At 59.9% G+C, this 13,469-nt stretch carries 13 protein-coding genes; 7 read left to right on the top strand and 6 right to left on the bottom strand.

Annotated features, from left to right (window positions below):
• Nucleotides 1-75: 75 nt before the first annotated feature.
• Nucleotides 76-1,074: an asparaginase gene (locus tag N7578_RS13010; protein WP_311110732.1), complete on the bottom strand. Its 999-nt coding sequence runs from the start codon at nucleotides 1,072-1,074 to the stop codon at nucleotides 76-78.
• 75 nt (nucleotides 1,075-1,149) lie between these two features.
• Here N7578_RS13010 and N7578_RS13005 point away from each other — a divergent pair, with 75 nt between their 5' ends.
• Nucleotides 1,150-1,902 carry a DUF3750 domain-containing protein gene (locus N7578_RS13005; RefSeq protein WP_311110731.1) on the top strand — a complete coding sequence of 251 codons (753 nt, stop codon included), beginning with the start codon at nucleotides 1,150-1,152 and terminating at the stop codon, nucleotides 1,900-1,902.
• Between the two features lie 3 nt (nucleotides 1,903-1,905).
• Here the strand turns inward: N7578_RS13005 and N7578_RS13000 are convergent, their stop codons facing one another.
• The gene (locus tag N7578_RS13000) at nucleotides 1,906-3,249 is read right to left on the bottom strand and encodes a chloride channel protein (RefSeq protein WP_311110730.1); all 1,344 of its coding nucleotides are present in this window, start codon (nucleotides 3,247-3,249) and stop codon (nucleotides 1,906-1,908) included.
• 146 nt (nucleotides 3,250-3,395) lie between these two features.
• Here N7578_RS13000 and N7578_RS12995 point away from each other — a divergent pair, with 146 nt between their 5' ends.
• Complete coding sequence (locus N7578_RS12995; protein ID WP_311110729.1) at nucleotides 3,396-3,527, top strand: hypothetical protein; 132 nt, start codon at nucleotides 3,396-3,398, stop codon at nucleotides 3,525-3,527.
• Between the two features lie 32 nt (nucleotides 3,528-3,559).
• Complete coding sequence (locus N7578_RS12990; RefSeq protein ID WP_311110728.1) at nucleotides 3,560-3,859, top strand: type II toxin-antitoxin system RelE/ParE family toxin; 300 nt, start codon at nucleotides 3,560-3,562, stop codon at nucleotides 3,857-3,859.
• 4 nt (nucleotides 3,860-3,863) lie between these two features.
• Here N7578_RS12990 and betA read toward each other — a convergent pair whose 3' ends face one another.
• From betA to betI, 3 genes are all read right to left on the bottom strand, one after another.
• A complete protein-coding gene (gene betA / locus N7578_RS12985; protein ID WP_311110727.1) occupies nucleotides 3,864-5,516 on the bottom strand; it encodes a choline dehydrogenase in 1,653 nt (550 codons plus the stop codon).
• Nucleotides 5,517-5,586: 70 nt separating this feature from the next.
• Entirely contained in the window at nucleotides 5,587-7,050 is a 1,464-nt protein-coding gene (gene betB / locus N7578_RS12980; RefSeq protein ID WP_311112498.1) for a betaine-aldehyde dehydrogenase, read from the bottom strand.
• A gap of 16 nt (nucleotides 7,051-7,066) precedes the next feature.
• Nucleotides 7,067-7,687, bottom strand: a complete 621-nt coding sequence (gene betI / locus N7578_RS12975; RefSeq protein ID WP_311110726.1) for a transcriptional regulator BetI — start codon at nucleotides 7,685-7,687, stop codon at nucleotides 7,067-7,069.
• A 166-nt stretch (nucleotides 7,688-7,853) separates the two neighbouring features.
• Between betI and N7578_RS12970 the strand changes: the two genes are divergently transcribed.
• The 4 genes from N7578_RS12970 to N7578_RS12955 all read left to right on the top strand — a co-directional run bounded on the left by N7578_RS12970 (nucleotide 7,854) and on the right by N7578_RS12955 (nucleotide 12,054).
• Nucleotides 7,854-8,402 carry an HdeD family acid-resistance protein gene (locus N7578_RS12970; protein WP_311110725.1) on the top strand — a complete coding sequence of 183 codons (549 nt, stop codon included), beginning with the start codon at nucleotides 7,854-7,856 and terminating at the stop codon, nucleotides 8,400-8,402.
• A 233-nt stretch (nucleotides 8,403-8,635) separates the two neighbouring features.
• Nucleotides 8,636-8,872 (top strand): type II toxin-antitoxin system ParD family antitoxin, encoded by a 237-nt coding sequence (locus N7578_RS12965; protein WP_311110724.1) that lies wholly within the window; start codon nucleotides 8,636-8,638, stop codon nucleotides 8,870-8,872.
• A 297-nt stretch (nucleotides 8,873-9,169) separates the two neighbouring features.
• Entirely contained in the window at nucleotides 9,170-10,972 is a 1,803-nt protein-coding gene (locus tag N7578_RS12960; RefSeq protein ID WP_311110723.1) for an EAL domain-containing protein, read from the top strand.
• Nucleotides 10,973-11,052: 80 nt separating this feature from the next.
• Complete coding sequence (locus tag N7578_RS12955) at nucleotides 11,053-12,054, top strand: NAD(P)H-quinone oxidoreductase (RefSeq protein ID WP_422646725.1); 1,002 nt, start codon at nucleotides 11,053-11,055, stop codon at nucleotides 12,052-12,054.
• A 372-nt stretch (nucleotides 12,055-12,426) separates the two neighbouring features.
• Here the strand turns inward: N7578_RS12955 and N7578_RS12950 are convergent, their stop codons facing one another.
• A complete protein-coding gene (locus N7578_RS12950) occupies nucleotides 12,427-13,464 on the bottom strand; it encodes a sulfate/molybdate ABC transporter ATP-binding protein (protein WP_311110721.1) in 1,038 nt (345 codons plus the stop codon).
• Nucleotides 13,465-13,469 lie beyond the last annotated feature (5 nt).

Genomic DNA, 13,469 nt, shown 5'->3' with positions numbered 1-13,469 from the left:
GATTTCGGGCGACCGCCGTGACATGCGCACGACGATCATCCAGCCTCCATCCATTGGCGTCAACACATGAAACGATCAAAGGCCGACGACGCGGATATCCCCGACATGAATGCCGTTCCAGTTCTTCATGGAACGATTTGCCATGGCAAGCAGGGCCACCTGCTCGGCGCTGTCCTTTTCGAAATATCGGGCGAGCAGTGCGGTGATCATCGCTTCCGCCGCACGCGTCGTGCCATCCTCGCATTTCACGGCCATGGCGATGCCCTTTTCCGGCAGGGTGGCGACGAAGACGCCTTCCGCGCCCGTCTTGGCAAAAATCCGGCCCGGCGCGATCTGCATCAGCTTCGTGCAGGTACGGCCGGTTCCGGCAACGTAAAACGGTTCCGCCATGCAGGCTTCGATCAGGCGGCGCGATGCGGCGGCACGTTTGACTTCAAGCCCCCTGCCCGTCGTCATCTTCGCGAAACCATGCGCAAGTCCTGTCAGCGGAACCGCATAGGTCGGGATCGAGCAACCATCCACGCCGCAGTTGTCCTCGGCGAGCGCGGCACCCGTCAGGCTTTCCATGATGGCGCGAATCTCCCGCTGCAGCGGATGATCGTAGGCGACATACCCCTTCGGATCCGTGCCGGTATGGCAGCAGGCGCAGATGAAGCCGGAATGCTTGCCCGAGCAGTTGTTATGAAGCGCCGAGGGTTTTTCCAGCGTGCGGGCCTGATGGATGATGGTTTTCTGGTCGGACGACCAGTGCGCGCCGCATTCCAGCGTTTCGACATCCCTGCCCGCCTTTGCGAGCATGGAAGCGGCCAGTTCGGCATGGGCGTCTTCACCCGAGTGCGAGGAGCAGGCAAGCGCCAGCTCGCGGTGGCCGAAGCCATAGGCATCCGCAGCACCGCTTTCCATAAGCGGCAGTGCCTGCATGGCCTTGCAGGCGGAACGCGGGAAAACGCCGCGATCGACATCACCGGCGGAAAACAGCACGCCGCCATCGCCATCCACCACCACGGCAAGCCCGTGATGGCGGCTTTCGACGAGATTGCCGCGGGTGACTTCGACGGTAACGGAATTGTTCATTTTCCAAGCCTCAAAAAATCCGGAATCTACTCCGCTGATACCGCAAGTCACATTCAGATGCACGGGGCGCAGTTCGTGAAATTTGCAAGACGTCTTCTTCTGGCAATCGCCGTTATCTACCTCCTGCCAGCGCTCTCCTCGGCAGGGTTGTGGGCCATGAAGGACCATCCGCAGGGATGGAGCAAGGCCCGCTGGTCGTCATCCGGCACACTTCCCGACGCGAGCGCCGACGGCCAAGCGGCGGTCTACGTGTTTTCGGCGATGACCGGCGGCTTCAAGGGCTCTGTTGCCAGCCATGCATGGATCGTTCTGAAGAAACCGGGCGCCAATACCTATGACCGTTACGACAAGGTGGGCTGGGGAACGCCGATCCGTCGCAACAATTATGCCGCCGACGCCTACTGGTATTCGAACATGCCGCGTCAGGTCGTGGCCATTCATGGCGAGGCGGCGGAACAGCTGATCCCGAGGATCGAGCAGGCGATTGCCGATTACCCCTACGGGAAGCCCGGCGGCTACCGTATCTATCCCGGTCCCAACTCCAATACCTTCGTCGCGCATGTGCTGCGCAGCGTTCCCGAACTTGGCGTGGTGCTGCCACCGGATGCCGTGGGCCGCGATTATTTGCCGAATGGCGAGTTCGTCCACATCGCCGATGACTGGAAGGATATAAGCGTGTCGCTTGGTGGCCTGTTCGGTGTCTCTGCCGGTGTACGCAGCGGCTTCGAGGTGAACTTCCTCGGCCTCGTCGCAGGCATCGATTTCAACCAGCCCGGCATCAAGGTGCCGGGGCTGGGTTACTTCGGCGTCGCCAGCATCGACAGCTGACGGTCAGCCTTCCGCAGCGCGTGCGGCCCGCTTGGCACGAATGCTCTGTGCGATGAAGACGCGGGAGAGGCCGTGATAGAGCGGCTCACGCGAAACAAGGCGCGACGTGATGTAACCAAGCATCGCCGCCGCCATGATCGGGATAACACCTTCATGGTTGCCGGTCATTTCAAGAATGATGACGAAGGCCGTCATCGGTGCCTGCACGACGCCCGCAAAATATCCCGCCATGCCGACGATTGCGCCAAGGCCGATGCTGGTGCCAAGCAGTGTGGCGACCGTGCTGCCAAAACCCGCACCAACGGACAGCGACGGCGCAAAGATGCCGCCTGGAATGCCAGACATCATCGCCAGAAAGGTTGATGCCAGCTTCTCGATGAAAAAGAATGCAGGAGCAGCTTCACCTTCGACGGCCGCCCTCGCCTGCTCATACCCGGTGCCGAATGTCGCACCGCCGGTGGCAATGCCGATGACAGCGGAAGCCAGGCCGCAGATCGCCGCGACCAGAAGCATCCTTTTCAGCGGCATGGCCTGCGCCCAGCGACGGATGCGCTGGGAAATGCGCAGTGCGCCTGCGCTGAACAGTGCACCGAAAGCACCGCCACCGATGCCGCAAACCAGCACCAGCGCCCAGTCCCTTGCCGTTTCAGCCAGCACCGAACTGGTGCCGAAATATGTATAGCTGCCGACCAGCCCCAGAGACGCAAGGCCGGAGAGGATGACGGCGGTCAGAACCAGCCCGTTGGAGCGGGATTCATAGGTGCGGCTCATTTCCTCGATGGCGAAGACGATGCCGGCAAGCGGCGTATTGAAGGCCGCGGCAATGCCAGCCGCCGATCCCGCCAGAATAAGCCCCCTCGCCTGCGCCATGCCGCCCCAGCGTGCCGCCTGCAGCATGATCGAGGCGCCGACCTGCACCGTCGGCCCTTCCCGGCCAATCGACGCGCCGGACAGCAACCCCGCGACCGTCAGCACGACCTTGCCGAAGGCAAGCTTGAGCGACAGTAGCCGCGAGCGATCCTCATGATCACGCAGATGGCGGGCGGCAATGGCCTGCGGAATGCCGCTGCCACCAGCATTCGGGAACACGGTGAACGCAAGCCATGCGCACAGCGTAAAGCCGAGCGGTGTGATGAGGAGCGGCAGAAGAAAGGACCATTCACCCGACGATGTTGCCGCAAAGAACAGATGCTGGGCGCGGTCCGCCAGCCATGCGAAGCCGACGCTGATAACACCAACGGCCAGCGCGCCAAGCCAGAAAACGGCACGCGGTTTCCACACCCGCCAGGATCCCCAGACAACGCGGGAACGGCGGAGCATCTTCATCTTCTTATAATTGGCAGGCATGGCAGTCCAGACCGGATTTTTGGCAAACGTCAGGTGGGAAGGCCCGTTTATCTGCCTCCCCGACCGGGATTGCAACCACGTCTTTGACAATCGCCACCGACCGGCGCGCAATCACGCATCGCAATTGCAACGCATGGAGACTTCCCATGAAAACGGCGACCCTCCCCTCCCTCCGCATCGAGCCAGAATTCGTCGCGAGCGGACTGGCGTCGCTGGAGGAGGCTGAACGTACCGGCGTTTATTATACAACCGACGACATACTCTCCATGGTGCAATGAAAACTGGATGCCGCTAAGGCAGCCAGACAGAAATGAGCTATACGCTTCGGAACACAGCGGAGGCGGTTGAAGACTTTGATCGGATTTATGATTACATCGTCATCTATAATATCGAAACGGCAGAGCGAGCCATAACAGCCCTTCGAAGCGGCCTTAACATGCTGGTCGAATTTCCATTCAGTTGCCGTCGGGCGCAAGGCGGCACCAGCCTTATGCCCGAACTCCTCATCCCCTTCGGCTCATCCGGATACATCGTTCTGTTCAGGATCGACGGCCCGGAAACAGTAACAATTGCCGCAGCTCGCCACCATCGCGAAGACGACTACCACTAAGCCTTCACCGGTCGCTCACCGCTGCACGCGGATTTTCCCACGGCTGCTGATTGGAGCGCGGCAGCGGCTGCTTTCCGAGAATATGGTCGGCCGCCTTTTCGCCGGTCATGATCGAGGGGCCGTTGAGGTTTCCATAGGTCACATGCGGGAAAATCGAGCTGTCCGCAACGCGCAGGCCATCGACGCCGATGACGCGGCATTCAGGGTCGACGACCGCCATGGGGTCGTTGCGATCACCCATCCGGCAGGTGCCGCAGGGGTGATAGGCGCTTTCGAGATGCTCGCGCAGGAAGGCATCGATCTCGGCATCCGACTGCACCTTCTCGCCGGGCTGGATTTCCGGCCCGCGAAACTCGTCAAATGCCTTCTGGCTGAAGATTTCGCGTGTCAGGCGAACGCAGTGGCGGAATTTCTCCCAGTCTTCCGCGTGGCTCATATAGTTGAAGCGGATAAGCGGATCGTCCTTCGGGTCCGACGAGCGCAAGGTCACGTTACCGCGTGACTTGGACAGGTTGTAGCCGACATGCACCTGAAAGCCGTGGCTTTTCGCGGCTGCCTTTCCGTCATAGGAGATCGCGACGGGCAGGAAATGGAACTGGATGTCCGGCTGCTTCAACCCGGCGCTTGAGCGCAGGAACGCGCAGGCTTCGAACTGATTGGAAGCGCCAAGCCCACCCTTCGACAGCAGCCATTGCGCGCCCGCCACGCCCTGCCAGAACCATGGCAGCCACGAATAGAGCGATACCGGCTTCAGGGATACCTGCTGGAAATAGAACTCCATGTGGTCCTGAAGGTTGGCCCCGACACCGGGACGATCCACCTTCACCTCGATACCCATGTCCCGCAAATGATCCGCGGGGCCAATACCGGACAGCATCAGCAGCTTGGGCGAATTGAACGACGAGGCAGACACGATGACTTCGCGGTTTGCACGCAGGGTTTCAACCACGCCCTTGCGCTCGATCTCGACACCTGTGGCGCGGCCGTTCTCGATAACGATCCTGCGTGCAAACCCGTTGACCAGCGTGACATTGCCGCGCTTCAGCGCGGGGCGAAGATAAGCATTTGCGGCCGACCAGCGGCGGCCGTGATGGATGGTCTGCTCCATCAGGCCAAAGCCTTCCTGCTTGGAGCCGTTATAGTCGTCCGTCAGCTCGAAACCGGCCTGCTGACCGGCCTGAATGAAGGCGTGAAACAGCGGGTTCTTCACGGGGCCGCGCTGCACATGCAGCGGACCGTCCGTGCCACGCCAGCCCTCCTCGCCGCCGTGGCTGTGCTCCATGCGTTTGAAGTAGGGAAGTACATCCGCGTAGGACCAGCCGTGCGCGCCGAGCTCTTCCCAGCGATTGAAGTCCTCGGCATGGCCGCGAACATACACCAGCCCATTGATAGAGGACGAACCGCCTATGACCTTGCCGCGCGGCGCGGTGATGCGGCGGTTGTTGAGGTTCGGCTCGGGTTCCGACAGATAACCCCAGTTGTAACGCTTCATGCTCATCGGCCATGCAAGTGCCGCGGGCATCTGGATGAAGGGACCGAAATCGGAGCCACCGGCCTCGATGACGATGACGGAATATCTGCCGTCTTCCGACAGACGATAGGCAAGCGCAGAGCCTGCGGAGCCGGAACCGACGATGACGAAATCTGCCTGCTGCATGTCTTCTGCTCTCAAATGTCCTGTCGGGGGTTCGGGTCGGTATACTCCCTTAGCAGGGGAGCGCCTGTCGTCAGTAAGGCGCCTCGACCTTGCCCGTTGCCACGTACACCGTCTTCAATTCGCTGTAGTGATTGAGGGCCGACGCCGAGTTCTCACGGCCGAATCCCGACTGCTTGGAGCCACCGAACGGTATCTCCACCGGACAGAGGTTATAGGTGTTGATCCACAGTGTTCCCGCCTCCAGCTGATCCACGACGCGATGGGCGCGGGAGAGGTCGGCGGTGAAGACGCCACCTGCAAGCCCGAACTCCGTGGCGTTGGCGCGGGCCAGAACCTCATCCTCATCATCGAAATCCAGAACGCACATGACCGGCCCGAAGATCTCTTCGCGGGCAATGGTCATGGTATCCGTCACATCGGCAAAAACGGTCGGCTGCACATAAGCGCCCTCACCCGAAACATTGTTGGGAATGCCGCCGCCGGTCACAAGCGTCGCGCCTTCGGCCTTGCCCTTTTCGATATAGGCCAGAACCTTTTCCTGCTGGGCCTTCGACACCAGCGGGCCGAGGTGGGTGGCGTAATCCAAGGGATCGCCCAGCACCATCGCCTCGGTCCGGCTTTTCAGGTTCTCGAGGAAACGGTCCTTCACCTTGCGCTGCACGAAAACACGTGTGCCGTTGGAGCAGACCTGACCGGACGAATAGAAGTTTCCGAGCATCGCCCCACCAACAGCGCTTTCAATATCGGCGTCATCGAAAACGATCAGCGGCGACTTGCCGCCGAGTTCCATTGTGACATGCTTCAGGTGTCCGGCGGCGGCGGCAGCCACCTTGCGACCGGTCGGCACGGAGCCGGTCAGGGACACCTTGGCGACATCGGGATGGTTGACCAGTAGTGGGCCGGTGTCCCGATCGCCCTGAATGACGTTGAACAGCCCCTTGGGCAGACCGGCTTCGACCAAGATTTCAGCGATCTTCAGCGCGCCGAGCGGGGTGTTTTCAGAGGGCTTGAAGACCATGGCGTTGCCAGCCACCAGTGCGGGCGCGGCCTTCCAACAAGCGATCTGCTGGGGATAGTTCCAAGCGCCGATGCCGACGCAGACGCCAAGCGGTACGCGTTTGGTGTAGGCAAAATCACCACCTAGCGGAATGTAATCGCCATTCAGCGCCGAGGGGGCGATGCCGCCGAAGAACTCGAATGCATCCGCACCGGAGGTCGGGTCCGCAACGATGGTTTCCTGGATAGGTTTGCCGGTATCTAACGTTTCCAGTTCCGACAGCGCCTCGTTGCGCTCGCGCATGATATCGGCGGCGCGCTTCAATATGCGGCCACGCGCCATAGGGCTCATCGCCGCCCACTCCTTCTGGGCGCGCCTGGCGGACGCAATGGCGCGTTCCACGATGGCAGGTGTGGCGGCATGCAGGCGGGCAATGATTTCGCCGGTTGCAGGAAAGACGCTCTCGATGACCGTGCCGTTCACGTCCTCGACATACTCGCCATCGATGAAATGCGAGGCTTTGGGCTGGGCTTTCAGGGTCATGATATCGTCCTCAAAGAATGCGGACGGATGGCTTGGAACGCCGTCCATCGGAAAAAGGTTTGAGCTGCACATCGAAATAATCTTCGACAAGCGCTGGCGCGGAAGAGAATGCAGGCGGGGCGGCCCGCAAGCTGTGGCGAATGTAAAGCCCGTCGATCAGGGCAGCCGCACCTTCGGCGATGCGGGCCGCATCATCAGGCGGGCAAAGCCGGCTGAGGCTGGACAGGAGGTTCGAGCGCAGGCGGCGGGCATAAAGAACCAGAAGACGGCGCGTCTCCTCCGAGCGTTGCGCATCAACATAAAAGGCGAGCCAAGCGGCCACCGCTTCCGGCGTGAACTGGTCGGACTGGAACGAGACATGGACGATGGCGCTCAGGCGTTCGCGGGGACCTGATGCCCGCGTCAACGCGGCAACCGCATCGCGGCGCAGATCCCGAAGCAGGCTGCGGATCGTTTCGAGAAGAAGCTGCTGCTTGCTGCCGAAATAATGATGCGCCAGCGCCGCCGATACGCCCGCTTCGCGCGCGATATCCGACATCGTGACATTCAGTGATCCGTGGTGACCGATGGTGCGCAACGCGGCATCCACCAGAGCCTTTCTTCGCACCGGCTCCATTCCGACTTTCGGCATCTCACTCTCCTTGACGGAAGGCAAATTATTATTGATTGACTCATCAATCAATAAAAAACGCGCCATTTAGGTTGCCTGTTTGCGGCAGATCAAATCTCCGGGATCGACGTTGCGCTATACGGTAATCGTGATAGCGTGTAGCCCGACAAACTCCGGAGACAGAGAGATGACGCACAGTCTCAATCCGCTCGGATTTTCGCCACTCAAAGAGAAGTGGGGATGGTTTCTGGCGCTCGGCCTCGTCCTCCTGACCTTTGGCGTGATCGCACTCGGTAATCTTCTGGTCGCGACCATTGCCTCGGTCTTCTATGTCGGGGTCATGATGCTGATGGGCGGCATCTTGCACCTGCTCCACGCCTTTCAGGTCAAGGGCTGGGAGAATATCCTGTTCTGGACATTGAGCGGCCTGCTCTACGCCATCGCGGGTGTAATCGCGTTTCAGAACCCGGACCTAACGGCCGCTGTTCTGACCCTAGTGATGGCGGTATCGCTGGTGATTGCCGGGGCTTTCCGCATTTACGTCGGCCTCAAGCTGAAACCTGCCAAAGGCTGGGGGTGGGTCGCGTCTGCCGGTTTCGTCACGGCGCTTGCGGGACTGGTGATTGCTGCCGGATGGCCCGTGAACAGTCTCTGGGTGCTCGGCCTGTTTTTGGCCATCGATCTGATCATGCAGGGTTGTGCATTGATCGCGCTTTCTTTTGCGATCCGTGAGTAAGCCAATAGGGCGGTGACGCGAATATATCGTCAGCCTGCCCGTACTAGAAAAACCAAACCACAATATACTGCAAATTGGGTATGGAACGCGTTTCGTGGTAGAATGGTTGGTGATACCAATTTCGCTGGAAGCGGCGCCAGACGAATGCATTGAAAAAAGCCGTCAATGCGCGCCCGCTGATCGCCATGTATCGAGTTCGTTCGGCGCGGTCGTTGACAACAGGGAGAGATATCATGCCAATGGTGACAGTATCCATTTCCCCGGAACAGGCAGCGAGAATGCGAGATGCCGTGGATTGCGGCGAATATGCATCCGGCAGCGAGGTCGTCAGAGCTGCACTGAGACTGTGGGCAGCGTCCGCTGCACAGAATGCAGGCCCGACATCCACCAGGGAAGACGATCCCGACAGGGAACGGCTGAACGTCGCGGAGCTTTACGCGGCCCATGCGGTGCGCATCCGGCGGGCATAAGTCCGCCACAGAGCACGCAGATCGCCCCGGTTGCGCTTTTGTTGCAGCGCGGGTGCCCTGTCCGGTTTTTTTAAACTCTTGCGTTGTGTTTCGCGAGAATCTCTGGAGATTTTCGTGAGCACGACCCAATTCGTTGAAGGCCAGCACAACCTTTCACAAAAGCTTCACACAGGCGAAAGCTTTTGTTGACCGCTGCCATGCATCATCCCTCCAAAATAAACTACGTCCGTGAAGGTCGGGTGCGATCAGGCGCCCTATGAACAGAACCGGTAGGGACGACAGGCATGGAGAAAATGAATGCCGGCGGCAACGTTTGAGCAAGAAGTCATCCGGCGTTTTGCCTCGGGGCAAATATTTCCAATGGCGAAACTGGTGCTTGAAACAGCCTTCCAGCCGATCGTGGAAGCAAGCACAGGCACGATTTTCGGTTATGAATCGCTGATGCGTGGTTACGACCGCCTCGGTTTTCGCGATCCGCTTTCGCTTCTCGATCAGGCAGCGGAAGACGGTGAACTGGTCAACTTCGAACAGATGCTTGCGAGCCGTGCGCTTGCGAAGTTCTCCACCCTTCCTGACTTTTCCTCTGCCACGCTGTTCCTCAATCTCGATGTCCGGCTCATCCGCCATGGCGACGTCATACTGGACAGGCTGGTCGAAAACCTCGCCAAGGCGGGTATCCCGCCTTCCTCCATCTGCTTCGAGCTTTCGGAACGCTTCGACAATACCAGCGTGCCGGAATTCAAATCGCTGATCGAGCGCATGCGCCGGGAAGGCTTCAAGCTGGCGATCGATGATTTCGGCGCCGGGCACGGCGAGATGAAACTGCTGTGTGACTTCCCGCTGGATTATCTCAAGATCGACCGCCATTTCATCAGCAGCGTCGACCACCACCCGCGCAAGCAGCATCTCGTTCGCAACATCGTCAACATCGCCCATGTTCTGGGCGTGCGCGTCATTGCGGAAGGCATCGAAACAGAAGCGGAATTTCTGGCCTGCCGGGAATATGGAGTCGATCTGGTGCAGGGATGGCTGATCGCCAAACCGACCGTTTTCACGAGCGAGCTGCCGCAGAGTTTCCCGCATCTCAACCGCATAGGAATAGCCCGCCGCAGCAGCCAGACGCTGGACGAAATCCTGATCCGCCGTGAGATCGAGCGGCTTCCGACCGTCTACGAACACGACAGCGTGGACAGCGTTTTCGAACTGTTCCGCAAAAACCCCCAGCAGGCGTTCTTTCCCGTTCTCAATGCCAACGGCGAACCACGCGGCGTCATCAACGAATATCACCTGAAGGAATATATCTATCAGCCGTTCGGTCGCGATCTGCTGAAAAACAAGATGTATGAGCGGACGATATCCCACTTCGTCGACGGCGCACCGATTGTCGGGTTGGACGCCAATGCCGACCAGCTCATGAACATGTTCACCAGCATGGGCGGCAGCGCCTGCGTTATCCTGACCGAGAACATGCGTTATGCCGGTGTCGTTTCCGCCGCCTCGCTCATCAAGGTCATCAATGAAAAACAGCTGAAGATGGCGCAGGATCAGAATCCGCTGACCGCGCTCCCCGGCAACCGCGCCATCGGCAGCTTCATTGCCGACAGTTGCAGCGACGGCGACGAGATGCGGTTCTTCTGTTACTGCGACTTCGACAATTTCAAGCCGTTCAACGACAAGTACGGCTTCCATGCCGGGGACCACGCCATCAGCCTGTTTTCAGCGCTGATCCGGCGCTATTTCTTCGCAGGCGACTGCTTCCTCGGCCATATCGGCGGCGACGACTTCTTCATCGGTGTCCGCGACTGGACCGTTGAGGAGCTGACGGAAATTCTGGAGCGCCTGCTCAGCGACTTCCACGACGATGTTGCCGAACTTTATTCTCCCGAAGACCGCGAGGCCGGGCGCATGAAGGGCCAGGACCGCCATGGCAACGAGCGGGATTTCTCCCTGCTGCGCTGCTCCATCGGTGTCCTGACACTGCCGAAGGGGCTCGTTCTTGCCAATCCCGAGCGGATCGGTAGCGAAATCGCCGCGATCAAGAAAGCCGCGAAGGATGACGAAGGTGGCCTCGTCATCCGCAGTTTCGGCGAGACAATTTGACACTCGCGACAAAGGGTCTTCTTCCATAAGCTGCCCGCCTCCCCTAAATCAGAGGAGCAGCCAACATGAAGGAGCATACCATGACCCTGCCTGTGACCATGCGTTTCGTTGACCTTTCCTCCCATGGTGGTCCGGACGTCATGCGGCTTTCGAGCGGGCCTGTTCCCTCCCCTCGCGCAGGCGAGATCCTCGTGAAGGTACATGCCGCCGGCGTCAACCGGCCGGACGTCGCCCAGCGCCAGGGCAGCTATCCGCCACCGAAGGATGCAAGCCCGATTCTGGGGCTGGAGATCGCCGGGGAGATCGTCGCACTCGGTGAGGGTGTCGATGAGTTTGCCATCGGCGACAGGGTCTGCGCGCTCGCCAACGGCGGTGGCTATGCCGAATATTGCGCCGTGCCTGCCGGACAGGCGCTACCCTTCCCGAAAGGCTATGATGCGGTAAAGGCAGCAGCCTTGCCCGAAACGTTCTTCACAGTCTGGGCCAATCTTTTCCAGATGGCCGGGCTGACGGAAGGCGAAACGGTCCTCATTCATGGCGGCTCGAGCGGCATCGGCACGACCGCGATCCAGCTTGCCAAAGCCTTCGGCGCTGAAGTCTTCGCAACGGCCGGCTCGAAGGAGAAATGCGACGCCTGCGAGCAGCTCGGCGCAAAACGCGCCATCAATTACCGGGAGGAGGATTTCGCTGCTGTCATCAAGGCAGAAAGCGGCGGCAAGGGTGTCGACGTCATTCTCGACATGATCGGCGCAGCCTACTTCGAGAAGAACATCGCGTTACTCGCCAAGGACGGCTGCCTTTCGATCATCGCCTTTCTCGGCGGCGCCGTGGCGGACAAGGTCAACCTCACACCAATCATGGTCAAGCGCCTGACCGTCACCGGCTCCACCATGCGCCCACGCACTGCGGATGAAAAACGCGCGATCCGCGATGAACTCGTCGAGCAGGTCTGGCCGCTGGTCGAAAGCGGCAAGATCGCCCCCGTCATCAATCAGGTCTTCAGCCTCGAAGATGTGGTTGAGGCGCACCGCCTGATGGAGAGCAGCAACCACGTCGGCAAAATCGTGATGACCGTTTCGTGACGCTTCGCTTGCAATCCGCACGAATCGTACTACCTTTTAGTTATGTTCAACGTAGTGGAAGGAGGTGATCCAATGTCTAATGAGATTTCGGTCTTTGGTTCAGGCAATGGAAAGGGTGCGGTTTCGCCGGGGCAGCCCTCGGCATAATTGGCCCAACCTTCGGAACGTTGAGAAACAGTCCCGGGTCTGAAACAAGACCAAACTCATGGAAGGGTCGCCTCTGGCGACCCTTTTCCGTTTCTGGATTCATTTTATTTCACTGCGGAAATGTGAGGCTCACGCCTTGTCAAAACCATTGCCGGTTCTGATACTTCCGGCAAGATCACCCTCATCGGCGTTCCGGCCTCGAGCAGGAATGACGGAAAGCTGACGTTACTTGCGAAACACCTTCCAGCGTGTCGGGCGGAAACGCAGTTCGGCCCCGACCGCCACGGCAGCATCGAGCGGCACCTCGATTTCGAGGTGATACGGCGCGTGGCCTTCGTTGGCGATATCGATCTCGGCGATACGCGTACCCGCAAGGCGGCGACAGGTGGTGACCTTGCCGTACAGCGTGTCCTTTTCCTGCGTCAGCACGACATCTTCCGGACGGAAGAACAGCTCGCCGTCACCCGCCCCGCTTTCATGGATGCCGATGCTTTCGCCCTGAAACAGCACATGGCCATCACGCACCGACACCGGCAGGCTCGAAGATTCACCGATGAAGGAGAATACGAAAGGAGAGTTCGGCGTATCGTAAACGTCGTCGGCCGTGCCGACCTGCTCGATCTTGCCCTGGCTCATGACCACCACGCGGTCGGCCAGTTCGAGCGCTTCTTCCTGGTCGTGGGTCACAAAGATCGTGGTGTGCCCCGTGCGGTCGTGAAACTCGCGCAGCCAGCGGCGAAGTTCCTTGCGCACCTTGGCATCGAGCGCGCCGAACGGCTCATCGAGCAGCAGAACCTTCGGCTCGATGGCAACGGCGCGGGCAAGAGCCACGCGCTGACGCTGACCGCCGGAAAGCTGGCTGGGGTAACGCTTCTCCAGACCAGAGAGATGCACCATGTCCAGAAGATCGGACACACGCTTGCGAATCTCAGCCTTGGGCGGGCGTCTGTCGGACGGACGCACCTTGAGGCCAAAGGCAATGTTCTCCGCCACCGTCATGTGACGGAAGAGTGCATAGTGCTGGAAAACGAAACCGACATTGCGCTCCTGAACCGTGCGGTGCGAAGCGTCCTCATCACCAAAAAAGATCTGCCCCTGGGTCGGCTGCTCCAGACCGGCAATCAGGCGCAGCAGCGTCGTCTTGCCGGAACCGGAGGGGCCGAGCAAGGCGATCAACTCACCGGAACGGATGTCGAGCGACACATCGTTCAGCGCCGGAAAGCGGTCGAACTGCTTGGTGATGCCGGAAACTTTCACTTCCATGAAGA

The organism is Agrobacterium tumefaciens (assembly GCF_031801495.1).
In the GTDB taxonomy this organism is placed as follows: domain Bacteria; phylum Pseudomonadota; class Alphaproteobacteria; order Rhizobiales; family Rhizobiaceae; genus Agrobacterium; species Agrobacterium tumefaciens_K.
Note: the sequence above shows the minus strand (reverse complement) of the source record. Positions and strands in the feature narration are given on the sequence as shown.